The 23162-nt window shown below is 45.7% G+C and carries 22 protein-coding genes; 17 read left to right on the forward strand and 5 right to left on the reverse strand.

What is annotated here, in order from left to right; all coding sequences use genetic code 11:
• Positions 1-24: 24 nt before the first annotated feature.
• Positions 25-6744 (reverse strand): SNF2-related protein, encoded by a 6720-nt coding sequence (locus R7O13_RS20285; RefSeq protein WP_262645288.1) that lies wholly within the window; start codon positions 6742-6744, stop codon positions 25-27.
• 381 nt (positions 6745-7125) lie between these two features.
• Between R7O13_RS20285 and R7O13_RS20290 the strand changes: the two genes are divergently transcribed.
• Positions 7126-8799: a portal protein gene (locus R7O13_RS20290; RefSeq protein ID WP_050550056.1), complete on the forward strand. Its 1674-nt coding sequence runs from the start codon at positions 7126-7128 to the stop codon at positions 8797-8799.
• A 13-nt stretch (positions 8800-8812) separates the two neighbouring features.
• Positions 8813-9766, forward strand: a complete 954-nt coding sequence (locus R7O13_RS20295; RefSeq protein ID WP_050550055.1) for a hypothetical protein — start codon at positions 8813-8815, stop codon at positions 9764-9766.
• Between the two features lie 91 nt (positions 9767-9857).
• Here R7O13_RS20295 and R7O13_RS20300 read toward each other — a convergent pair whose 3' ends face one another.
• On the reverse strand, positions 9858-10214 hold the full coding sequence (locus R7O13_RS20300) for a hypothetical protein (protein ID WP_237284024.1): 357 nt from the start codon (positions 10212-10214) through the stop codon (positions 9858-9860).
• A 545-nt stretch (positions 10215-10759) separates the two neighbouring features.
• On the opposite strand from R7O13_RS20300, the gene R7O13_RS20305 reads away from it, so the two are divergent.
• Both R7O13_RS20305 and R7O13_RS20310 read left to right on the forward strand, forming a co-directional pair.
• Complete coding sequence (locus R7O13_RS20305) at positions 10760-11677, forward strand: hypothetical protein (RefSeq protein ID WP_213868159.1); 918 nt, start codon at positions 10760-10762, stop codon at positions 11675-11677.
• Between the two features lie 89 nt (positions 11678-11766).
• Positions 11767-12843: a replication initiation protein gene (locus R7O13_RS20310; protein WP_054577229.1), complete on the forward strand. Its 1077-nt coding sequence runs from the start codon at positions 11767-11769 to the stop codon at positions 12841-12843.
• Between the two features lie 1865 nt (positions 12844-14708).
• Here R7O13_RS20310 and R7O13_RS20315 read toward each other — a convergent pair.
• Complete coding sequence (locus R7O13_RS20315; RefSeq protein WP_206954369.1) at positions 14709-14942, reverse strand: hypothetical protein; 234 nt, start codon at positions 14940-14942, stop codon at positions 14709-14711.
• 136 nt (positions 14943-15078) lie between these two features.
• On the opposite strand from R7O13_RS20315, the gene R7O13_RS20320 reads away from it, so the two are divergent.
• The 3 genes from R7O13_RS20320 to R7O13_RS20330 are packed head-to-tail and all read left to right on the forward strand — an operon-like array spanning position 15079 to position 16333.
• A complete protein-coding gene (locus R7O13_RS20320) occupies positions 15079-15513 on the forward strand; it encodes a hypothetical protein (protein ID WP_237284025.1) in 435 nt (144 codons plus the stop codon).
• Positions 15488-15790 carry a helix-turn-helix domain-containing protein gene (locus R7O13_RS20325; RefSeq protein ID WP_017634072.1) on the forward strand — a complete coding sequence of 101 codons (303 nt, stop codon included), beginning with the start codon at positions 15488-15490 and terminating at the stop codon, positions 15788-15790. The genes R7O13_RS20320 and R7O13_RS20325 overlap by 26 nt, the downstream gene beginning before the upstream one ends.
• A gap of 3 nt (positions 15791-15793) precedes the next feature.
• The gene (locus tag R7O13_RS20330) at positions 15794-16333 is read left to right on the forward strand and encodes a single-stranded DNA-binding protein (RefSeq protein ID WP_213868157.1); all 540 of its coding nucleotides are present in this window, start codon (positions 15794-15796) and stop codon (positions 16331-16333) included.
• Positions 16334-16493: 160 nt separating this feature from the next.
• Here R7O13_RS20330 and R7O13_RS20335 read toward each other — a convergent pair whose 3' ends face one another.
• Both R7O13_RS20335 and R7O13_RS20340 read right to left on the reverse strand, forming a co-directional pair.
• Positions 16494-17588 (reverse strand): RNA-guided endonuclease InsQ/TnpB family protein, encoded by a 1095-nt coding sequence (locus R7O13_RS20335; RefSeq protein WP_213868156.1) that lies wholly within the window; start codon positions 17586-17588, stop codon positions 16494-16496.
• Between the two features lie 68 nt (positions 17589-17656).
• Positions 17657-17926: a hypothetical protein gene (locus tag R7O13_RS20340; protein WP_024703886.1), complete on the reverse strand. Its 270-nt coding sequence runs from the start codon at positions 17924-17926 to the stop codon at positions 17657-17659.
• A gap of 525 nt (positions 17927-18451) precedes the next feature.
• Between R7O13_RS20340 and R7O13_RS20345 the strand changes: the two genes are divergently transcribed.
• From R7O13_RS20345 to R7O13_RS20390, 10 genes are all read left to right on the forward strand, one after another.
• Complete coding sequence (locus R7O13_RS20345) at positions 18452-18916, forward strand: hypothetical protein (RefSeq protein WP_258480295.1); 465 nt, start codon at positions 18452-18454, stop codon at positions 18914-18916.
• Between the two features lie 2 nt (positions 18917-18918).
• A complete protein-coding gene (locus R7O13_RS20350) occupies positions 18919-19647 on the forward strand; it encodes a VRR-NUC domain-containing protein (RefSeq protein WP_213868155.1) in 729 nt (242 codons plus the stop codon).
• Positions 19648-19673: 26 nt separating this feature from the next.
• A complete protein-coding gene (locus tag R7O13_RS20355; protein WP_017634077.1) occupies positions 19674-20372 on the forward strand; it encodes a hypothetical protein in 699 nt (232 codons plus the stop codon).
• A gap of 119 nt (positions 20373-20491) precedes the next feature.
• Positions 20492-20761: a hypothetical protein gene (locus R7O13_RS20360; protein WP_169628924.1), complete on the forward strand. Its 270-nt coding sequence runs from the start codon at positions 20492-20494 to the stop codon at positions 20759-20761.
• Positions 20740-21063 (forward strand): HU family DNA-binding protein, encoded by a 324-nt coding sequence (locus tag R7O13_RS20365; RefSeq protein ID WP_052484255.1) that lies wholly within the window; start codon positions 20740-20742, stop codon positions 21061-21063. Before R7O13_RS20360 ends, R7O13_RS20365 begins: the two co-directional genes overlap by 22 nt.
• Positions 21063-21359, forward strand: coding sequence for an HU family DNA-binding protein (locus R7O13_RS20370; protein ID WP_158159308.1), 297 nt, complete (start codon positions 21063-21065; stop codon positions 21357-21359). Before R7O13_RS20365 ends, R7O13_RS20370 begins: the two co-directional genes overlap by 1 nt.
• Positions 21352-21594 (forward strand): hypothetical protein, encoded by a 243-nt coding sequence (locus R7O13_RS20375; protein WP_017634081.1) that lies wholly within the window; start codon positions 21352-21354, stop codon positions 21592-21594. Before R7O13_RS20370 ends, R7O13_RS20375 begins: the two co-directional genes overlap by 8 nt.
• Complete coding sequence (locus tag R7O13_RS20380) at positions 21572-22210, forward strand: DNA N-6-adenine-methyltransferase (RefSeq protein WP_318304589.1); 639 nt, start codon at positions 21572-21574, stop codon at positions 22208-22210. The genes R7O13_RS20375 and R7O13_RS20380 overlap by 23 nt, the downstream gene beginning before the upstream one ends.
• Positions 22211-22224: 14 nt before the next feature.
• Positions 22225-22443 (forward strand): hypothetical protein, encoded by a 219-nt coding sequence (locus tag R7O13_RS20385; RefSeq protein WP_262645293.1) that lies wholly within the window; start codon positions 22225-22227, stop codon positions 22441-22443.
• 248 nt (positions 22444-22691) lie between these two features.
• Positions 22692-22952, forward strand: a complete 261-nt coding sequence (locus R7O13_RS20390) for a hypothetical protein (protein WP_262645294.1) — start codon at positions 22692-22694, stop codon at positions 22950-22952.
• Positions 22953-23162: the final 210 nt, after the last annotated feature.

Raw genomic sequence — 23162 nt, forward strand, 5'->3', positions numbered from 1 at the left:
ACTTTTCGCATGCGAAAATTTGAGTTAGGCAGCTTCGGCCATTGTGTTATGAATGGTTAATAGCGATTTCGCTAGCAATTCCAAATCCGCTTTCGCAGAGATAAACCACCAGCCGCCATTAAATTCACTGCTTGCGTTTGATGCGAAGTCAGCGCCGTACTCGGCCTTAGCTTCCTTGTCACCAGCGAACATCACTTTAAGCGAACCTTTAAGGCCATTGTTGTCCATCAAACCAATGCGTTCGTATGGCTCTACAACAATCTCTTTTCGGTTGCGACCGCGCTTAGGCTTCCAGCTAATTGGTGAAGTCACCATTTTAACGTCGATGCCAATGCCTGACATTAGTTCGCTAAACTTCTCGATGCTCTCTACGTTAATGGCAGAGATATTATCGATTTTCACTTTCTGCGTTTCGGTCACTTTAACCTCGGCCTTTTCCGGCTTATCCGCATTTAGGTACTTCTCGATAAATTCCTCACGCTGTGCGCTGCGATAAGTGAATAGCGAACCATACGCACCTTTCATGCGATTCAATGACCAGTCATCCGAGAAGATTAGGCCATCACCGGATAGGAACTCACGTTCGCCAATAGCGTGTAGGTCAGCACATACCTTAAGCATGGTTTCTTGTGAGTTTTCGCCGTAAATCGCATCGACCTTTTTCAGTAGGTGAGTATCGGTCGTTGGTTTGTATTGCGTCATCCAGTACGCGATCTGTGATAGACGTTTCGCACGGTCAGGGTCGTTAGCCACCAGCTTAGTGAAGTCAGCGAATAGCTTATCTTCCAGCTCTGTGCGGTATTCGCTAGAGCGTTCGGTCAGAATATCGGTGTAACGAGTGAACTCACGAGCCGATAGGCGGCGAGCTTCGTGTGCGTTGGTGTAACCTGTCCATTTCAAATTGCTTAGATGGTTATCTAGCTCTTTAAGGAAAGTGATAGACGTTTTGTAAGTCGTCTCTGCTTTCAGTAACGCTTCTTGATAAAGCTCAGGGTATTTTTCCTCGAATGCTTTGATCTCAAGTGTCACCAGTTCAACAACTTCCTGTTCGCTCACTTGGTTGCCGTTTTCCATCGCCTGTTTGTCCCAATCGCTACCGATAAAGAAACTTAGAATGTCGTGTTCCAACATCACGCGACCTTTATCTTCCAATTGCTTGGTTACTTGGTCGAGTAGGGCTTTCACGATCGCTTTATCGCTCGCATCTGGATAAATCAGCGTTTGGTCTGGTTCAACATCCAATCCCCACGGCGTAGAGAATGAGCCGTCAGCATTGCGCACCAAACAACGGCGGCTGTTACCGTAGGCTTTCATTTTCTTTTCTGCGACCAGTTCAAAGAACGTCTCACGGTCAAACGTATGAGCGACTTCACTTAGTGGTACACCTTGGAGCGCTTTTGCTTCTAGCGCAGCTCTATCCTGATTCACTGGCGCAATTTCAATGATGCGCTCAACAGGTAGATCGACATAGTTGCGTGACGCTGGTTCGCCGTCCATTTCAGTAATAAAGCCGTCCACCGTGCCAGATTTACGGTCGAAGTTGGTGATCATGATTGTTGCTTTTGAATCGTACTCGGCGCTCCAAGAACGGCTCTTAACTTCGGCTTTGTAGGTGTAGCCATTACGCACAATCACACCGTTGCGAACAATGTATAACTCTGGATGAGTTAGGAAGTCAGGGTAATCCTTTAACACACCGTCATTGATGGCCAGCTCCATTGCTGGTTTCAATTTCTTGATGGTATCGCTCGCTTTGTCGCGGTTTTTGATCGCTGCCTCATAGGTTTTGATTTGGCTTTCTAGCGCAAACAGTCTGCCTTTGGTGCGTTGGTAGTTTTTGTGCTGCCAACTGCCGCGCTTCTCGCCCTCTGCACGTAGGCGATCTTCTTCCACCTCTTTGCGTAGTGGCTCTAACTTCTCGCGTAGTTCGGCCAGCTCGCCCTCAACTGCACTCACATCCAAAGCAAGCATTTGGGTGGCTTTGATGTACTTGCTGACGTTAATACTTGCTAGTCGGCGTTCCTCTAATTTGCGCTTGCGCTCAGCTTGACGCTTAGCCGCTTCGATACGGGCTTTCGCTTCTTCTGGATTTGCTGCCAGCATGATTGCAGTTTCGTCGGCTGCGTCTGCATCGGCGTTCGCAATGTACTTTTCATCACCTTTGAACATTGTCTCAATCCAAGTGGCTTTGCGTTGGATTGTGGCCAAGCGGAAATCATCGAATGAGCCTTTCGACGTGTAGTAGTGAACGTTCACGCTGTTTTGTTTAGAGCCAACACGCGCGCCACGGCCATTACGCTGTGTGATACTCATTGGAGTCCAAGGTAGCGTTAAGTGGTGAATATCGGTTGTGCCATGATGCAGGTTGATGCCGACTTCGCCTTTTTTATTGAGGATCATGAATTTGTATTTCGAGGTGTTGTAAGCATTGGCCATTGCTTCCAAACCCGCTTCCTCATCGTCCTCAGTCGCTTTAGAGCCTTTCTTACCCGCAACGGTATCGCTGTTCAAAATACCGATTTCAGACAGCTTGCAACCAACAAAATCCGCAATGATTCGCGCGACTTTCTTGTGCTGTGTTTTTTCTTCGGTAAAGACAAGCTGCTTACCGCCAGCCAGATAAATCTCGCGCGCGTTCTCAAGGAACTTGGCGTACTTAGGGGAGACAGGGTGCGTAAATTTCAACTTGGCCTTGTCACAAATGTTTGTGAATCGGTCATCAAGTTGCTGGTGGAGCTGAACCACGCAGTGATCGCCCTCGACCTTAACGCTCTTATCAACCTTAACTTGGATTTTGCTTAGCTTAACCGTGCCGTCTGGTGCCACATCCTCAAAAGCGACCGTGACGGTATTTGGTAGCTTAGCGACTGCCGCCTCAACCTCTTTTTTGTTGTCCTTGGCGAATCGGTAGGTAACACGCTCATAGTACAAATCAAGGTCTGTACTTACCTTGTCCATTTTACGGATTAGGCCGAAAACCGTGTCGTTAGGGTATTGCTCTACAATCTCTTGGTTTTCGTCTTTGTCTGGATTACTGATTGCGTCAGCGCGCTGGCGTAGTTCCTCATATAGCGCTTCCTGTTCGCCATTCATTTGGACAACGCTTTGCTGGCTAATCAGGTCAGGAATGTGAACGTTGGCACCAACGGATTTAGCATCCTCGATCGTCATGTAGCGGTTAACGATGTTTCGAAGTGCGTCTAGGTTTTGGAATCCGAGTAGGGCTTCACGCTGTTCAACTTCGCCCGAAATCTTAGTAACCAGCGCTTCGCCAGTCTTACCAAACATGCGGATAAAGTCGTCGCTGTCAAAGATCCCCATCTTGGCAAACGTGTCTGCCGGAATGATGTGGGACAGCATATTGAACATATCAACAGGGCTGTTTACGGTTGGCGTAGCCGTTAGGAAGTAAACGCCTCGACCGTCATTGCGAGCCTTAATGACGTTGTTCTTAAGCTGCATATCGATAGCGCGATCGGCTTGCGCTTGGCTAGGCAAGAATGCCAGATTGTTTCGGTATGAGCCGCCCTTGTACGAGTTGCGGAAATCATGCGCCTCATCGACCATAACCGAATCGAATAGCAAGTCCTCAAAGTACGGTAGTTCTTCGTTTTTGGCCGTACCATCGTCAGCATATTTCGCTTCAAAGCGCGCGTTCTTCGCTTGCTCTGTGTGGCTTTCCGCTTCCTTAACTAGCTTGCTTGAACCAGCAATCAAACCAGCATCGCGCATTTCAAGCACGTTGGCCGAAATCGTGTCCGGCTTCAATGGAATGCGGTTGTACACGTCTTTTGTCATTACCACGATGCGAGCGGTTGACTGTGTAAGCTGGTGGAGCTGTTCTGCTACGCGCTTGCCGTTTGTGTCTACGGTCAGTTTGGCGCGCAAGATAGGATCGCCTTTCTTGTCTAACTTCGGTTCGCCCGTTTCATCTAATACCGGTTCCCGAATGATTTTTCCGTCATCGTCTTTGTGAACTTCAAGGCCGATAAATACCTTGTCAGATAGATTGCTTTCACCAAAGAACAGGTCGGACTCATAGAACCAGTTCTCTAACACGGATTTAGGAACAACGATGGCCACACGGTTAGCGCGTTTGGTTTCTAGGTTGTGCTGCACGAGGCCAAGGCCAGTGAGCGTTTTACCCAAGCCAGTACCAAAGGCAATAATGCCGTTACCGTCTGCACTGTGACGGCGAATCGTTGAGTTTTGGTAAGGTAGGAACTCAATCGCACCAGATACGCCATTTAGCGTTAGTGGTGAGTCATCAAACTCCGGCTTAATCCAACCGTTAAACGTATTGTTGTAAACCTGTTCCAAGTATTCTGAATGGTCAGATGATGCAATCCATGTGGAAAACTCATCATCGAGGCGGCGCATTTGTTCACGGATAAGTGATTTATCTTCGTTCTTACTACCGCCACGAACCGCACCATAGTTGATGTACGATTCAATTTGACGCTCAAATCGCTCATCGCTGTTCGCTGCTTTACCTTTCACGCCATTACGAGTTAGGCCATCAATCCATTCGCCATCACGCCAACGGTAGCCAGTAAGGTATTGGCCGGATTCGCTTTGTACGAAATCCTCAAAGCCGTCCTTATCCTCGGTAAAGTCGCCCAAGATAAATTCCGTGTAGCCACGGTCATGCAGGAACTCAAGCATGATGTTTTTAGGAATCCACTTATCGGTAAGCTTCATCTTCACATCGGCAATCGAGATCTTGTTTCGCTTAGATTCGATGGCTTGGATTTGGCGCATGATGTTAGCTTTCACGGTATCGCTGGTGGCCGATACTAATTGTGCGGTCAGCTGATCCATGCGCTTACCGACTAGGCCAGTCGTCGCTTTATGGAATGCCGTCACCGTACCGTCAGGGTTTACCGCTACCTCATCCATGTTCGCTAGGTAATCAAGCAACTGCTCATCGCTCATCGCATCGATACCGCTTGCGGTGTAATACGTGCGAACGTCATGCAGTGTCAGTGTGGTTATGCCTAGTTCACGGTCACATAGATGGAACACGTCACCAATGCGAGACGAACTGTATTGAACGGTCAGCTCACGCTTAAGGTCGCCTTTGAGTAGGTCAGACAGTTTGCCCTTATAATCGATCGATGAGTGGTAGTAATTCCATGCAGAGACGTACTTCTCGCTTAAGTTGCTTAGCGCTTTCTTCGATACCTTAGAGCCGCCCATTAGTGCGTTCAGCTCTAACACTTCGCCGCTTAACTTCACGCGATATTGTTCGGTCTGGAAGTCCTCCGCGCCCATTGCCATGTTGGCCAAGTTGCTATTGGATGTCGTTCGGCTACCAGCAACCAGCGTTGCAAGTGTTTGAACTTTCATGCCAAGTAGAATGCCTTTGTAAGCGTGTTCTTGGCTTGCTTTTGGCAGCTTGGCAATCTCGCGCATTAGGGCTTTAAAGTCGTCATGACACAAGTAACCGTAATCTTCGAAAAGCTTGAGCGCTTGGCTGGCCGATAGCTTAAGCATCGATTCAGTAGAGTAGGTGATAGAACCGATCTCATCGGTGTTATCTACGCCATAGGTCGCCTTACTGATAACGCCTGTTTTCGCATTGCTTTCAGATAGCTCCCATTCGCCATCGATCATTTCGTACTGCTGGCCATTGCGGAAAATCGTGTCTCCATCGGAGTATTTCGCGCTCACTGGCTCGCTAACCGCTTCATCGAGTAACATCCAATCAATGCGACTGTCAAAGCGGCGCATTAACGACTCTTTAATATCATCGTTAGAACGGTTGCCACGCTTCACGACTTTGCGCGCAAACTTACCTACGCCCTCAACAGTCTGTTCGCCGTTGATGAATTTCTTACCCTCGCGCTCGAACCACTTACCTTTGAGCCAAGTGTCCCAAAGTACGTTAGATTCAATCAGCGTGTCGCGGTCGGCGCTATCAATCAGTGCTTTCGCTTGGTCGCTGTGTTTGCGCCAGATAACAAGGTCAGTTACTACGCCCGTATCAGCGAACGTGCCCGTTGGTAGTCGGTGCGCGCCCAAAAACTCCGCTTTAAGCGCGAGTTGTGTACGCCACTTCTCAAGGTTTTTCGCATCACAAATACGAGTTGGCAGCACTAGGGCAATCAAGCCACCAGCTTTCGCTTTATCGATAGAACGAGAAACGAAATACTGATCAGCGTACTTAATGTCTTTGTACGCTTTGTCTTTCATCGCGCTAGCGTCTCGAACACCATAAGGCGGGTTGCCGATCACTAGGTCAAAGTCGCCAATGCCAGGATTAGTTGCTACCGCTTCGAATGCCGATTGGATTACATGGTCTTCGGGGTGAAGAATTTGGTTGATGGCCGCTGAGGTCTGATCCATTTCTACGGATGTAGTCAGGGTGCCTTTAGGTTTGGTTTCGCTAAATACGCCCACGCCCGAACTTGGTTCAAGTACGCTACCGCCAGTAAAGTCATAGGAACGAACTGCATCCCAAGTCGCGCTCGCCAGCCATTTGGGCGTGTAGTATTCGTTGGTGGAGCCACCGATACCGCCAAAACCTGTGTAGTCGCGCAGAGCTGCTTTATCTTCGGGTGAAACGTTGGAGTAGTCGCCGTTGTACTTGGCGAGAATATCTTTGGCTAGTTGGTTAGCCTTAAGGCGCTGGTGGCCTTTTGGAGTGTCGCTAATATCGACAGCGAGCAAGGCTTCAAACTGGCGTACCAGTTCATCGATTGTTGTCGCCTGTTCAATACTGCGGGTTAAATCAGTGTTCATTGAACGTGCCTTTTATTCTTTGGATAAAAGCCAAAAAAAAAGTCGAGCTTTCGCCCGACTTTTTCCTTTCCTATTCCCCATCCCAAAAAAACGCCACTATCAATATCAATTTAAGTTAATGAATAATCTAAAATATCTAAGTAAGTAGATTTTTAGGGACGAGAGAATTATTCCGAACACGGTTATTATCATCAAGAATAAAAATTAGTGTTTTTGGTGAGTAACCAAGATTCAAAGGCAAGCAATTGAACTTTGACTAAAAAAAATTAACGCATAGAAAATCAATGATTTATTAGCGTATTGGTCACATTGACGCGATGCGCTATCATCCAAGATCATCCCCATCCCTGTAAAAAGCGCCTCAAATTACCGAGGTCGCACATGTCGCAAAACAAGGCATCAATTGGGCTAGCGGCAGCTTTAAAACAAGCGTTCCCTTTCTTTAACGAGAATGACGATAAAGAGAGTGGGATAAGTTTTGAATCTGGCGCTGGATACACGGGATCGCCATTCCACGATCGCGAACACCAATTAGATGAAAGCAACGGCGCTCTGACCAATGACGGTCGAAAAAGCTCAGACCGCTTTTTTCTGCACAAGCTGCCGAAAGATCGCTTCATGCTATATCCGATACTCAAGGAAATGGCCGAGGACAGCACGATTGATGCCGCGCTCAATCTGCACCTTGGTCACGCTCTTTCGGTATCAAACGACAATGGCATGGCTGTGTATCTTCATCCAACCGATGAGAAGTACGCCGAGTACGTAGGCCGTCTTAACCGAGAGCTGCTAACTCCAATCAACGAAAACCTAATGAACTGGACGTATTCAACGCTGGTTTATGGGGTTAACTATGTTCGCCCATACACGAAAGAGGGCGTGGGTATTACTCACTTTGAGGCCAACTACTACACGTTGCCAAACCAAATTCGTGAGTACGAACGTTCGGGCGAGCTAGCGGGATTTACTGCGGAATATCTACAAACCCGAGCGAACGGCGAACAGGTACGCCTTGCCGAGCCTTGGGCGCTTATCCCACTAAAAATGCCAATCTGGCGACCAGATATGGATATACCGCCAGTTAACTACACTGGCCAGCGCTACTCACTTTATGACGATGCGTATTCACGCATGCCAATCGAGACGCAGAACTACGGCACATCCATTCTTCTGACCTGTTTTGAGGCTTGGTCGATGCTTCGCCAGTCCATTGCAGCGCTCGGCGCAAGTCGTGTGAATGCTTCACTTATCGATCGCATGATAGCGGTAAACACTGACGGCTTAGATGCGGCCGGAGCTGCGGAATACATCAACATGGTCGCTGACCAGATGAAGCAAGACCGTCAAGAGGTGGTAGACCGTTCCCGCAAGCTAGGTTTCATTCCAACCGTTATCAACACGCTATTGCCATTTATGGGCGGCGCTAAAGGTGGCTTGCAGATCGATACCTTTACCACTGACCCGAATATCTCCCACATCGAAGACATTATGTTTCACCTTAAACGCTTAGCCGGAACGCTTGGCGTAGACCCATCCATGCTTGGGTTTGGTGATCTTCTTTCTGGTGGACTAGGCGAGGGCGGCTTCTTCCGCACATCGATTCAATCTGCACTACGCGCCAACCAAATCCGCGCAGCCGTGGTGGCGTTCGTTAAGCGCGCTATCGATATTCACACCATCTACCGAGACGGCAAGGTGTGGAACGATAACGATATGCCATTCGAGATCCGCTTTAACTCTCTCAATACCGCTATTGAGCAAGAGAAAGCCGATGCAATGGAATCTCAAGCGAACTACGCAACCATGCTGGCCACCGTGCTTGACCTTATCGAGCAATCCCCAATCGGCAAGTCTCCGAAACTCAAAAACCATCTTTACACGTCCGTTGTTGGCCTCGATTCCGAGCTGGCCAATGAAGTCATTTCCGAGCTCGCGGCTCAAGTGGCCAAGAACGACAAAATGATGGAATCCATTGGCATGACTGACCAAAGCGAAGCGGAACGATTCGTTAGAGACGTAGTTCTCGACCTACTAACCGAAATCCAAAGCCATTAATGGAGAAAAGAAAGTGACAGCAAAAGCACTTAAACAAGTATCCGACCGTTTCAGCCTATTCAATGACGGTCGCAAGCTTAGCGCCAACAAGCGCAATTACATCATCAAAGCCGTGCAAGCGATGATCAACAGCCCACGAACTCAAGAGCTACTACGACTAGGCGAAGCGTATGGTTACTATGGCCATCAATCCCGCCAACGCGCTAATAAGCTCTCAATCGGTGAAACTGAGGTGATCATGATTAATGGTCGTCCGGTTGTGGTAGAAAACGTGCCATCTAACCGCACAGTCTCTATCACCTGTTCAGATGACGGTATTGTTGAACACACTCAAGAGTTTTTAGATACCGATACAGGCCGTATCGCTTTAGGTTTGCACAATAGCCGTGCTGGTGGTTGGAGTTGGGCGACTGGTGGCCAAGATACACGCGAGGCATCGATCACGACTTCATATCACGGTATGGACTACGTGTTGCAGCCGAACTATATCAGCCTAGACCATCCGGCCATGATGATGGAAAGTGCGAACAGCAAGCAAATGATCCTCGAATCGCTACAGGAACAAGGTTTTGATGAGGAATCCGCGCGTAATATCTACGCGAACATGACTCAACAGACCAATGTTGAGCTTGTCGGTGATCTTACTAACCAGCTTATGTACCTAGAAAGCGTGAACGCAGAATTGCGTGAACAGGTAGAGCAAAACGCTAAGGCAACCTCGATGCTGCTTGATGTTGTGGACTCTTTACCTATCTATGTAACCGATGCGCAGCGCAAAGCGATCGCCAACATGGCCACCAAGGAAGATCATCAAGTGGTGCGAGCTATGTTTGAGTCGCTAGGTTCCCGAAAAATGGCAACTTTACCGACAAATAGCTACGTTCCAGTAGAGCAAAAAGTGAGTGTTGCGCCTCAAATTAAACAGCAATTCGTCAACTTCGGATCTTCATCACGAAAATTCCAATAAGTTGATCAATTAAAAAGCGCCACCAGCGATTAGTAATTAAGTACAAAAAACACTCAATCAAATCGAAAATACTGGTGGCCAATTCGGAATTTTATAAATCACTAGGCGCGACAGGACGCAAATAGAGTTTATCTTTCTTGAAGTGCGTTGGTCGCCAGTCCCAACCAGCGATAGATACGCTATCTCGCGCGCCAGCAATATACGACACTGAGCGCAACACATTGACACCCTTATCAAAGTTAATCGCCTTATCGGCCTTTAGAACGAGTCTACCGTCTTTTTGGCTATGCAAACCAAAGGTGCAACCTGAGATTGTTACTAACAAATCCAACGGTAGCGCTGGTGCGTTCTTTTTCGGGAACTGACGGCGATTAAATTGTTGTTTTAATTGGTTAACTTGAGTTTCCAATTGCTGTTCAGCACTTAGTGGGGGAGTAAATTTCATCACAGAGTTATCCACAAAATTCGGCGTGTTCGGAATATTAACACGTCCAAAAGGAGTTTAAATAGATAAAATTTTTGGTAAACTCTAGCGCCAGATGGTAACGCACCTTGTTCGGAATCGCTTTGATACAGGGACTTGTTTGATCAACCATTTACGATCAATAATAGGGGAGTTTTTCTGTAATTAGATCATGGCGATACCGTGATAGAGAGAAAGTGATTCGATTTCGGGCAACAGAAAATAAAAAAGCCCGCTTTGGCGAGCGGGCTTTCTTACTGCAATCGAGCTTTAAGCGGCTAACTTAAAGCGTCACGACAAACGAACTTAAGGAAAGTCATTATGCCGTAATGAATTAGACCGAAGCCTAATCAGGCGAGACATTTAGTTGGCGACTAATGCCTCAAATGGTTAGTAATTAGTTTAACAGTTTAGATTGAGCATCAATCTCAGCGAACGTTAACACAAATTACACCACACTAAAGCAGGTGTAAGTATAACGTTCAAAGAGATCGGTGGCAAATTTTTACGCCTTTTTTTGATCAAATTTTATGCAAAACACACCGCTTTTACTGCATCCTTGCTACTGGAAGTCAGGATTCAGAACCCAAGCCTCCAATATCAAAGCCAATAAACCGTCGGCACAACGTAAACTTGCTTGCCTACTAGAAACTATCTCAAGCCATATTCTTAAGCATGGCCATACCTGCTTTGCATCAACTACTCGATTGGTACAGGTCTACAACGAGAACTGCGATCGCTATGATTGTCGTCGAACCACTTTTGACACTCTCAAAAAACAACTGAAAACAGCAGAAGACTTGAACTTAATTGTCCGAGAACAGAAGCCAAACAATGCAACAGGTCAGAATTTACGTCACATCACTCTATGCGTAGACGCCATCCAAGAAATGTTCGCTGGCGCATACAAATACGCGCTACAAGCTGCACAAAAGCGTTTTAATAGACAAAAACGGCACTCAGGGGGGGCTTCTGTGGAAAAACCTCTTGAGGCCAGTGCTGACAAGGCTTGCGAACAATCAGACAAAAACAAAAATGGCACTATAAATACAAAAGATCTCTCTACAGAGAGTAAAAATAAAATTAATAACGGTGTCCCGTCTGATTCTTGGTTTTTGAAGATCTTCAAACGTGACGCTGACGAAGTAAAACAACTTCAACTAGCAGCTAAGCAAGGCCGCCTATCAGCTAGTGGAGCTCGTCGTGTTATCAAGCTGTACAACAAGCACCAACAGCCTTTAGCGCCTAAGTTCGTGTCATACCTTAAGTTTGTGATTGCTAGCTGGCACAACAAGGCTGCAAGCGCCGTGAAAGCTAGCGTGAACAAGGTTCGTGATACAGCCACCATGTTAGCAGAGTACATGAACACCATTTCCGAGAAAGAGTCTCAAGGCTTAGTTGAATACTATCGTGACGCAGTCGGGCGAGTACAAGTCAGGTATCTGTAATCACTGCTTGATGTGAGTATTTCTATACATGCGTGACCTAAAATGTGTCATAATTACCTAAATCTTGTTATTTATGGATGTGCATTTGCATGAGTGATGAAGAATATTTCTACCCTGCGGTAAGCGATAACCTCCCGAAACATATCAAAAAAGGCCATCAACTGGTCTTTAGTCGTCAAGATCTATCCGCTAGGGAAGCAGATATGTTTGCGTTGATGATTGCACATATGAAACCAAGTGATTGGGAACAGAAAACACCACACTATGAGTTTACTTCACATCAATTATCAGAGTGGTTAGGTGTTGAGTCTAAACATATCGGTAGCAACTTAAGTCCAGTAGCGAACCGCCTAGCTAGTCGAAAAATCGGGATAAAGGTGGAAACCCCGAAAGGTGATATTGAATTCGACTATAGACCTCTTTTTAAACATATCGCTTATAAACACGGCATACTTACGATGGTTCCTAACGATATGCTAAAACCTGAGTATATTGAATATAATCAAGGATTTGCTCTGATTAATACTCGCAATTTCTTTGAGGTAAAGAAGGAGTATTCTAAGCGCTTGTACGAACTGCTTAGTCGCTTCAAAGACAAGGGCTTTGAAATGCATGCGCAAAAGCTTAGTGAACTGAAAGGAATATTTGGGCTTTTGGACGAATCAGGGAAGCTGAAAAAAGATAAAAGTTCCTTCAAAAACAACAGCGTATTTATGAAACGTTGTATCAGGGAAAGCATTAAAGAACTTTCTGAACACCCTCAGATTAGCAAAGAGCTTCTATTTTTAGAAAGCAGCCAAGGTGATAAGGGTTTTGAGGTTGTAAAGAAAGGTAGAACCATTACTGGAATCAAGTTTCTCTTTCGGTGGGTTAAACTAGGTTCAATTGATGAACTAAATCAACACGATGCTCTTAAGACAATTCGACAACTTGAATTGAAAAGGCTTCAAAACCAAGTCAGACTCACCGAGTCTGAACTAGAATCACTTGCCATCGCGTACCGCTATGTGGGTAAAGAAGACCACGCTCTTAAAGTTGAAGCTAGCTTGTCAAAGCGACACTCAGAAAAAGAGCAACAAAAGCATGATGATGGAATGCATGAATTAGAGTCGTTAATGGAAAAGATAGATACCCTTTCAGAACTAACCGATACACACGATTACTGATAGCTAACAAGTTTTAGGTCATGGGCTCGATAGATGACATTTTCTAGGTTGAAATGAGCTATGTGACACATTTTAGGTATATGGGAGGGAATTCGACGTGATCATTGACTCGAAAGTAGAAAAAACCGGACAAGACTCCTATACAACCATCTCACACACCTAAAATATGTCATTTAAGAACAGAAACACCTAAAACCTGTTATCCAATCACCTGATATATGATCACTTTCACCTAGATTATGTAGCACTAAAGCCTGTAAGAAGATCACAAACACCTAATAAATGATCAATTAAACCTAGATCTTGTTACTTAAAGACCTAAAAAAAGATCTTTAAACGAGTTAAAACCAATTGAAATCAATACGTTACGGTTCCTATAGATCTTATAGTTCTATAGTTTCCATAGATTGATATAGTTAAATATAGATCTTTATAGCGTATGTGGATAACTGGAAAATCAAAGATTTACACAGTTTCCCACATACACAACAAGTTTTTGTTGTTTAGATGAGTGAATGATCCTGGCTATAGACAACTGCGTGCTACAACTAATTGTGGTAGGTCAATTTTCAATCTAACTGATAGATGGGCGATGAAAGGTAAATTTGGCAGGCAGAGTCGAATAGCGATCGCATTTGTGTGAGTTCTTGATAAAAACACGAATTGACAGGAAATATTAATTATTGGATAGTTGTAAGTGTGCTCTAGGGGCAACAACATGTACCCCTAGCGCGGTTAATTAACCTATTAGTGCTTGAATAATAGCTGCTACTAGGTTGATAACAGCTATGACAAGCTCAATGAGCTTACTCATATAACCTCCGACGGTTTTGATTGTTGTAGCTATGTAAGTCGTATTAAGTGACTGGTACTCACCTAATGCGCATTACTTGAGGTGAAGCTTTTAGCTGCTTCGAGCTTGGTTGGTGATTACATAATTACCTCCTAGTTAACTAAAGGTTGGGTTCTTCGAATCCAGCCTTTTTTTATATTCTTCACACAATCAAGGTTATTGGGGAACGTTTTGTTCCAAGTCTTGCTGTGCCTAGTATTCCAGACTTTTTGCTAATTTTGCAAACGCCCAAACGAGTTGGTTATCTCTTTCAGGTTTAGGCGCATGAAAACTCCCAAGTCCTTATGTCCCATTGTTATCAGATAATTCCCCTCTCATAAAGGAACGCTTTGAAAAATATTCATTTCTCTACATGAATCGGGATATGAGCAAGATTTTTATCCAATAATTCATGTTCATTTTTCCTTTCTGCTTGATGCCAACCTCAAAAGAAAGTTGCCGCTTCCAGCAGGTGGGTTAGCGCATTCAATGTATTGCTGTTAAGCCATCTTATCCTGTAAAAAATTAAAATGCTTCTCCGTACAAACTAATTGGGCCAAAAGTATAGGTTTAGCTACTATTTTTACAGTGTTTTTTCTTCCAAATAGCCTAAGTGTTGACAGTATTAAACACAACTATTTGACGGTGATAAGACGCTAAACGATCCGGTATCACATAAGGCGTTTATTTTTCACTATACCGCTATTTTAAATGGAATGCGTGCTAACAGAACCTTACGGACGAGGTTTCTTGATGAATCAGTTCAAACTATCTTTCGCGATTGATGCTTTCTAATTTCTATTTTGCTTTTATAAAGCGACGGTGTTGTTGTTTAATTTGGTTGGTTTTTGTTTGTTTTTGTTGCTGGTGGATGTTTTAGTGGGTTTCCGAACGATAAGCGCTTGCTCTATGAGTAGGCGCTTTTTTTGTGCCTTAAATTCTTGAGTGTTCGGATTAAGTATTGAGATAAAAAAAGCTTCGAGTTTCCCCGAAGCTTTCCATTACTCTTATCCCGATAGCTAAACGTATCCGTCTATGCGAGGTGGATTTTATCATCATCCACTTTGAAAAGAGAAGTGTTTATCTTGCTAAGTAGCTTATCTACAGGGATTTTCCACTTTTTACACAAGTCATATAGGTTGTTCTGACCGCTCTTAATTGCATTGGCCAAAGCGAAGTCTAAGACGCTGTTCGAGGTGTTGGTCATGTACTCTTTAACGTCTGCTTGGATTTGGTCGTGAACTTTTTTGCTGTTGTTCTCTGACATTTGCTGATTCCTCATATGAGTCTATTTGCCTGTTTGCTGAGACAAAAATACATCGTTTCGGTTTTTGTATCAATACTTTTTGCATTGTTTTTTAAGTGGGCTTATACTCCGTATAAAATTGATGTGTTCGGAATGAATGGTGAGTGAGGAAATTTCTGAAATTAAGCGATCTCAACTGGAACAACGGCAAAGAGAGCGAGACAAAAGCTCACCATCAATCCTGGATACATTCGAGGGCATAGAGCTTACGGACGAACGCGAAGCTCTGGCGAACCGGTTACAAGATGCCGATGTGACATTGGACGACAAACCGGATCGCTGCCCGACTTGCAATGGCACAGGTTACACCAAGTCGTTATTTAGCAAGTGGGAGTGCTGTAGCTGTTTTGGGACGGGTTACGACCTTTCCGATCCGGTTGCCGTTATCAAGTGGCAAAAGCTCTGCCTCGATTGGTCAAAGAATCGGTTACATGAATATCGCGTTGCCTTGATTAAGGCGACCACAACCGAGGAAGAACGACTAGCAAGTGAAGTGGAGAGCTTCTATGAAAATGCGAGACGCAAAGACTAAACAGGCCGCTCGAATCCAATCGCTTGAGTATCGACAGCAACGTGCAGCGCGAATCAAGCGAGCGAGACGGCATGCAGATTTAACCATACTCGAAATGAGCAGGTTAATCGGGTTATCACCAGACACTTATCGAAAAATCGAGAATGGCGAAGTGAACCCAAGGGTGCAAAACTTAGAACTGATAGCGGTCTACACAAGTACAGACGTGGGTTATTTGTTCTTTGGTGATGCGATTTCTAACAGAGACGAAGCGGTAAAGAGAGATACCGGAGAATAACGAATGGCTTCAAGAGGCATTAACAAGGTCATTCTGGTTGGTAACTTGGGGTCAGATCCCGAAATCCGATACCTACCAAATGGCGGCGCAGTAGCGAATATCACGGTCGCTACATCCGAAACTTGGCGCGATAAAGCGTCAGGCGAGAACCGAGAAAAAACCGAGTGGCATCGAGTGGTGTTGTTCGGCAAGTTGGCCGAAGTGTCGGGGGAGTTCCTACGCAAAGGGTCACAAGTTTACATCGAGGGTCAATTGCAGACTCGCAAATGGAAAGACCAGCAAGGCCAAGACCGTTACAGCACAGAGGTAGTAGTTCAAGGCTTTAATGGCGTGATGCAAATGCTTGGCAATAACCGAGCTGGTGGCCAGCAGCAACAAGGCGGTTGGGGTCAACCTCAACAACCACAGCATTCACCACAGCAACAGGGTGGTTGGGATCAATCTCAACAGCAATACGGCGAGCCACCAATGGACTTTGACGATGAAATACCGTTCCAGAACGAGTTCCGTCATTACAAGATGCTGAGTTACGTGGCGGCTTAAACGATGAGTAAACAAAATTTAGCGTTAGCAACTCAAGACGACTTACTGATTGTACTGCGTCGATTGACATACTCCCCTAGCTAATTCGCTAGGGGATTCTTAGTTCAACACGCTTTCACTAGATAGCCTCTTTTGAGGCTATCCCCGATCCAGTCGCTCCCTAAGCTAACCCCGCCAGTCCAGCGGTTTTTATATTCTTCGCTGCGTTAATATCACGATCATGGTGCGTATTGCATTCTGGACAAGTCCAGTTTCGGATATTAAGCGGCATTGATTCGTGTACGAACCCACAACAGCTACAACGCTTTGAACTAGGGAAGAAGCGTTCTATCTCAACGATAGTTCGTCCAGCCCATTCTGCTTTGTATTTGAGTTGGCGAACGAACTCGCCCCAACTCGCATCAGCGATGTGTTTTGCTAGTTTTGGATTGCGGAGCATGTTCTTCACTTGTAGCGATTCAACACAAACAACTTGGTTTTCGTTTATCAGTTTGCGAGACAACTTGTGTAAGTTATCTAATCGACTATCAGCAATTTTCGCGTGTAGACGGGCTACTTTCTGGCGCACCTTAGCGCGATTATTACTGCCTTTCTTTTTCTTGGCGAGTTGACGCTGTAGGTATGCCAGTTTGTTTTGGTAGTGTTTGAAGTGGCGAGGATTATCGACTTTCTCACCGCTATCTGTGATGAACAGGTTATTTAAACCCAAATCAATACCAACCGTTTTAGCGGTTACAGGCATTGGTTTAGGCTCAAAACGGCATAGCATAGACACAAAGTATCGGCCTGCGGTGTCTTTTGAGATTGTGACTGTGGTTGGTTCGCTAGGTAGTTCACGACTCCAATGGATATTAAGTGGCTGCTTGGACTTGGCAATAAATAGCTGTCCATCGCGGAACTTAAATGCAGATTTAGTGAACTCAGCAGACTGTTTGTGACGTTTCTTTTTTTCGACAGGGTATTTTGCTCGACCCTCAAAGAAGTTCTTAAAAGCAGCTTGCTGGTGACGTAGTGATTGTTGCAAAGGCACACAAGAAACATCATTAAGCCAGCTTAACTCCGGATCTTTCTTAAGCTCGGTTAATCGGCTTGATGCTGCGCTGTAGTTCACCTTAATTTTGTCATTACGATAAGCGTCAGTTCTCCAACGTAGGATTCTATTGTAAACAGTTCGCACACAACCGAACGTTCTTGCTAGAAGTTCAGCTTGCTCATCAGTTGGATAAAACCGTTGTTTGATTGCGATCTCTTTCATGTCTTACAAACGCTTTTGACTTAACTCATTGAGTTAGCCCCGCAATAAACGGGGCTTTCTCTCCCGATTTAATTTGTCTGGAAGTCCATTTTTTCTAGGGCAAGTTCAAACCCCGAGCAAAACAGATATTGAGCGTCCAGAATTGAATCAACGCGAAGATCACCACCACAAAGCAGCCAATCTTGAAAATGCTGTTCTGGTGAGTCGTTCCAATCGACAGGTTGTAAGGCGTTGTAGATCTGACAAAGAAGCTCTACAGGCGCGTTTAGATCTTGGGAGAGGTAATCTTGCGCAGCTTGAAGTGCGGCGCGCATGTTGATTGTAGAAGTACCAATCATGATTTTTGTCCTAGTAAGTTGATGTTTAACTCACCAAAACCGAGGCTAACCAGTGGTGGTGAGCTGATTCGGGATTAGCCTTACCGCCTACTAGGAAACGGCGCACCGAAGTGCTCCCAAACCAGCCCACCATAATTAGGATGTGCAGATTTTACGCAATAAAAAACCAGCAAGATGGGATGCTGGCGACTTGCGCCTAGTAAGTTTCGAGAGGCTAATCTCGACACTGGATTTTGCCAGTGCCCAAATAGATTAACTCCGAAAAAATAGGTTTTGCAAGTCGTTTTTTAACTATAATTTTTTATATGCAATTTGGCAAGTATGAAAGCGTTGATTTTAATGCTGTGTTCGGAATTTATAGTTAGCAAGCTTTGTCGTATAATCCCCTCGTAACCACAATAGAATTAACCACAAAGGGCAGCGTTCCTCCCCTCCCTCTTTCGGGAGGGGTATCCACGCTGAAACATTTAGATGACGTTAGGCCGCCTTGCCAAGCAGCGTGAGGCGGCAAAAAAGAGGTACAAAGTGGCTAACGTTAACGACTCCAATATCATTTCCCGCCTGTTATCTATTCCTGAGTGTTATCAGCTCGATTTCTTTGTTCGCAGTGCGCCAGCTATCCAAGACGACTCAACCTATTGGGACGTACTTGGAACGCTATGGAAAGCGCAAGGCTCGCACCAACATCAATGTGTGTGGTCGTCCCTGTTTACGTGCCCGAGACGCAACAAGCACAAGGTGATGAAATCGTCAGAGCGCAAGGCGTTCGCCAAGCTACCCAAGGTGATCACGGCCTACCGAGCTATCAATGACGAATCCGAAATCGAAACCGCACTTTGTTGGACGCTATCTGAGGACATTGCTAAGCGTGTTTTCTCGCAAGGTGGCCGCCGCAAAGTGGTAGCTAAGCAATTCACCAAGGACGAGGTATTTGCCTACTTTAACCGCCGTAAGGAACAAGAGATTTTAGTAACACAAGGGCTTATCTAGTTATGGCCAAGGCACCACGATTCGATCACTCTTTCCTCGCAAACCAAGTTGCTAAGCGCAAGAAGTGGAAAAGCAAAGGCGTGAAAGCTGGCCACGGCGGCGACTTCAATATCGATGCAGCACTTAACGAGATTAACCGTTCTGTTAATCACATCATCAATCCGGTATCGATAAACGTCCCAAATACTGCGCTGGTGGACAAGTCAGAGCTACCAGCCTGGCTCATTCGTATTCTTGAGAAAGACATTGACGTTGCGCGCGCTGCGACACAGAAGAAAGTGGAACTGGATTCACCACACAAAACGCGCCTTGCACAAGGGATTAAGCGCCCGAAAGAGTTTAACGACACGAAACTGGCCGAACACTGGTTACAGGTGCGTTTGTTCTACACGTTAGAGACGCAGTACAAGGACATTTACCCACTGGTTTTCTCAATCCCGAACGGTGGCTACCGAACACCTAAAGCGGCTTCGATGATGAGCTATGAGGGACAAAAGAAAGGTGTGCCAGATATATTTTTTCCTATCCCGAGAGGGGTGTATCACGGGTTCTTTTTGGAGGTAAAAACGGAAAAAGGTCGCCCAAGTAAGGAACAACAGGAAAAGATAAAAATGTTCCAAAATCTAGGGTATTACGTGGTTGTGGCTAAGGGGTTTGATGAGTGTATTTGTCAAATTAATAGCTATCTCCAATTGCCAACATTTGATAACAAAACTAGACTAGCCGCATAAGTATATAAAAAGGGCTTAGTTATCTCATGTTAGCGAGTGAATATCACAGCATTGGCCAAAAGCCAGTTGATTTAGACGTGTTAGAAGCAACAAAGGTAGTCCGTAACTTCCTATGCGATTACCTTTACTATGACAAGTTGTTGCTAAGCTATGCCCCCGCAGGGGAATTTGGTAGCGCTCAAGCGTATCGCTGGCTTACTGGTGGTCATATTTGTGACTACGATGCTACTGGCGACACAATTGCACCAAGAGAGAAGATCAACTATCGAGTGATTAGAATGCTATTCGATGCTGGTCTAATCAAAGTGAAAACCAATATTCGAACACCACATACTCGCTGCGTCATCTTCGAATGGGTTCGAGACATTAAGAAATATCGTCGTGAAATCCTCCGTACTAAAATCTTTGGCGAGAATGTTTACCTCACTAGCGCAATGATTGATGCTACAGCGGCGCAATATGGTCTGACCGTGACGTTTGTCGGTGCGAGAGGTGTCTTTGAGATATTGGATGGTAATGGCAACTCAATCCCGAACGGCCAAGCCAAGAATACCTACATATTCATGAATAGTGTTGGTGAGCCAGTAGGCCGACTACGTGATATGTCCTATTGGGAATGGGAACAATACTTATACGACACAGCGACACGCGCCAAGCTGCGCAAAACGCCTCTCAAAGTTCGTGATGGCATGCGCAGCCACTTTTCGGAGTTCAAACGAGCTTAACGCCAATCCTTGATCATCTTTCCACAAATGCCGCCTATATGGGCGGTATTTTTTTGTATTAAAAACAGAAATCGTGTTCGGAATATTTACGGCGTGTTCGGAATGGTTATAATCGTCGCATGGCAGGACGTAAACCCAAAAAAGACGCCTTGACGCCTCAACAGCGCTGGAATCGTCATCTGGCCAAGATGGCTAGGTTTGACATTAAACGTCAATACTATCGCGCCAGCGCGACACAACGAGAGCAAATTAGGCGACTCCAAATAGAACTTGGCTGTAGCAGTCGAGAAGAACTGGTTCTTTATGCCATCAATCTTCTAGGCCAACAGCACGGAATTTATCTGAAAGATATTCAAGAGGACTTAGCGTGTCTAAACAAAAAGCCGTAGGTAAGCACGAACTGATCTCAGCAATGAAAAAAGAAACGGGCGCATTACGTGAAGAATGCGAGCTGGTTTTTGATGCCTTTATCGAAGAAATCTCAACTCAAACCATGATTGAGGGCAATGCTGTATTGCTTAGTGGTTTCGGCACGTTCGCACCTCGCCTTAAGAAAGCGCGAGCTGGCCGTAATCCAAAAACGGGAGCACCAGCGATTGTAGCTGCGCGAGACAAGCTGACTTTTAGTGCATCGGATGTATTCCGCGATGAGCTGGCAAACAAGGTAAACGAGATCAAGGGGGCACATTAATGAGCACACGCTTAAACCGAACTGACATTGAAAGAAACATTTCTAAACGCCTTGGCTTAAAGCTTACTGGTGATGATGCAGAGCTGGTGGGCGACTGTCTGGACGCAATGATCAATCACATTCTGGTTGAGATTGCGAAAGGCCGTGAGGTGCAAATTCGAGGCTTTGGCCGTTTCCGTCACATAGAGCGTGAACGCACAACCATTAATCCGGCGACGAAAGAGCGCTTAGGTGTCAAAACCGAGCACAGCGTATTGTTCTCTGCTTACAAGGGCATGGTACGCGTCCATGAATGATAGCAAGGCAATTGGGCTACGTGTCTTTATCGGCTCTGTTCGACTACTGGCCATAACCATTGTGTTAGCGCTGGTGGCTGTTGTCGGTATTGGCACATACAGCTTTTATGGATTGGTGGTCTATCCAAAGATAGAGCGAGTGAAGATTGATTTGGACGCAGAACGCATCGAGCGCATTACGGTAGCGGCCAAGAGTGGGGAGAAGTCAGAGAATGGCGCACCTAGTCAAAAGTAAGACCGTCGAGGGCGCAAAGAACAAATGGGCGACTCGTTGGGATTGTTTCTTTGATGCTCAATTCCTCTTTCGACGTGATACCGGAAAAGAGTTTGTTTTAGATGTGGCCGCCGAGCCACAAACCGCCAAGGTGAACCGCTTCTACGTGGCTCCTGACTGGATTAACGAACAGCCGAGTGGATTCCCAAGCCTTAAGCCAAAACACAAGGCAGCTCAACTCCTAAACCCTGTTTGTGTGGGGTTCGATGGCCTACAAGGCGAATGGGAAGATGGCTGGTGGTGCAATCCTCCGTTCGACCTTAAGTTTGAGTTTCTGGAAAAGGCGCTAGAACAAGCCAGAAAAGGCCGTGACGGCATGATGCTGTTACCACATGAAGAACTCACAACGTGGTGGCTGGACTTGGTAGAGGGCTACGCCACGATGATTTACAAGCCGGATGGTCGTTACCCGTTCTATGAGACAGATGGACACACCAAAAAGCAAGGTGTGAACTTCGGCAGTGCATTAGTGCTCTTTACCGAGAAAGGTCTACAAACACCATCCATGCGCTTTAACCGTAAGGTAGGCAGAACGCACCTTACTGGTATCTATGAGCAAATCGCTAAAGCGGCTTAAGGGAGTGAGCAACTATGAGTGTTCAATATCAGGGTCAATCGATGAGCGTGTACCGTCTCGCTCAGTTAACTGGCTATCCTTTACCGCGCGTATCACAAAGGACTACGAACCGGAGAGGAACTACTGGCCGAGGCTACCAAGCACCTTGTGACCTACCAAGGCAAGGTAATGACCGCAAGACAGCTATGCGCCGTTACCGATACCAGTTACCGCAGAGTGCTAAGACGCCTTAAGGCTGGTGTACCCGCTGAAAAGGCTGTAAAGGACAACGTAGACCGCCGAGGAAAGAACTGCGCATCCAAGCTATCTCCTAGCTAAGTTCTACGCATCTATGAGCTGTTATTCACTAAACAGGTATGCCAACACACGCTAGCCGAGGAATACGGGGTACACCAGTCCACGATTAGCGACATATGGCGACATAAACGTTGGGGATGGCTTACTGCTCCGCTTCGATACCAGTTAGAGGGGAAAGCAAGCTATGAGTAAACCAAGGGTTTATGTATTCACGCTTAAGGTGAAGAAAACGCGCCTAGTGACGGTACTTAGATTCAAACACCAATGGTTAGCCTACATGGCCATTAAGCATCTAAAAAAGCGATTCTGGTTTGCTGAACTACAGTTTAGGCAAATCACGACTCTTAATGCGCTCTGGTACTTGTTTTTGATAAAGATTGGCTACTATGAAACACTCAAGAAAGCCACCAGCAAAGAGCGACAGAAACAATCTTTAAATGGGTAAAAATCACAAAATGAAATGCAAACTAATATTGTGATGCGTTCGGAATGAGTTTAGTATTATTTCCATAGGACAGTGACGGATACGACTTCCTATACGGTGCGCTTGTTTAATAAGGTTGTGCAAGCGTTGTAGGTGTAGTGGTCAACTAAAATTGGCCACGGTTTTAGAGTTTTCCCAATATAACCGTTCTGATTCATTGGGAGTTAGGCC

Source organism: Vibrio sp. Y176 (assembly GCF_033438945.1).